Annotated in this window: 1 protein-coding gene; it reads right to left on the reverse strand. The window is 62.8% G+C overall.

The features are described from left to right. Positions 1-1,161: IS66 family transposase (tnpC, locus tag ACFFNA_RS36520; RefSeq protein WP_378924849.1), on the reverse strand; the 1,161-nt coding region annotated here is incomplete at its 3' end. Positions 1,162-1,289 lie beyond the last annotated feature (128 nt).

Consider the following 1,289-nt stretch of genomic DNA (forward strand, 5'->3'; position numbering starts at 1 on the left):
CGGCGAGATCGGTTTGCCCTTCTTGCCATCCCGGGCCTTTTTCGCGATGTCGGCCAATTCGAAGAATCCTCGCCGCGCATGGGCGTAGCAAAACGCCGGCGTGATCGGCTGCTCCTTCCGCTGCGGGTCAAACAGCGGCTCGAAGCCACTGTAACAGTCGCACTGAAGGATGCCGGCGAACCCGGCCAGATGCTTCTGAGGATGCTCGCCGCGCCGGTCGCTCGAGGCGTAATAGATCGCCGCCGGCGGCGCAGGCCCGGCGAAGGGACGGTCATCGCGCGTATAGGTCCATATGCGCCCGGTCGCGCACTTGCCCTTCGCCAGGATGCGAATGGTGGTGTCGTCGCCATGAAGGCGCTCGGCTGCGAGCACATGGCGTTCGATCAGCTGGAAGAGCGGCATGACGGCGAAGGATCCGTGGCCGACCTGATCGGCCAGCGTCGACAGCGGCAGGTCGATCCCCTCGGCCTTGAAGCGCGCGCTCTGGCGGTTGAGTGGAGCATGCATGCCGAACTTGTCGAACAGGATTGTGGCCAGCAGTTGAGGACCGATGAAGCCGCGCGGCGTGGCATGGAACGGCGCCGGCGGCTGGGTGATCTTCTCGCAATCCCGGCACGTAAACTTCTCCCGGACCGTTTCGATGACCTTGAAGCGGCGCGGGATCTCCTCCAGCGTCTCGGTCACATCCTCGCCCAGCTTGGACAGCCTGGATCCGCCGCAGCAGGCGCAGGTGGTGGGTGACTCGATGACGATGCGCTCATGTTCGATGTCATCCGGCCATGGCTTGCGCACCGGTCGCTTGCGCGTGAAGGGGCGGACCTTCTGGATCTTCGCCGCGGCGACCTGCGCGGCAAGCTCATCCTCGGTCGCCGAGGTGACAAGGTCTTCGAGCTCCAATTCCAACTGCTCGATCAGCCGCGCCGTGCGCTCGGAGCGCTGCCCGTACAGTTCGCGTTTCAGCTTCTCGATGCGCAGCTCAAGATGTGCAATCCGCGCCTCGGTGTCGGACAGCATGGCCTGTGCGTTGGCGGCTTCAGCCTGCCAGCTGGCAGCATCCGCGACCGCCACATCGCGTTCAGCCTGCAACGCCTCACGTTCAGCCAGCAGCGCCACGTAGGCGCTGGCAAGATCCGAGGGAAGATCAACCGGCTTCGAAGTCATGTGCCGATTGAATCACATTCCATTGTATTTTCAATCAAAAAATGCTACCCAACCCGGGTTGGACGCCATGTTTCCTGAGGGTTGCGCCAGTCTATCCCAGACAATAGATAACTCAGCTGTGCTGGAGA

Origin of the sequence: Mesorhizobium kowhaii (genome assembly GCF_042431665.1) — a bacterium.
GTDB classification, from domain to species: domain Bacteria; phylum Pseudomonadota; class Alphaproteobacteria; order Rhizobiales; family Rhizobiaceae; genus Mesorhizobium; species Mesorhizobium kowhaii.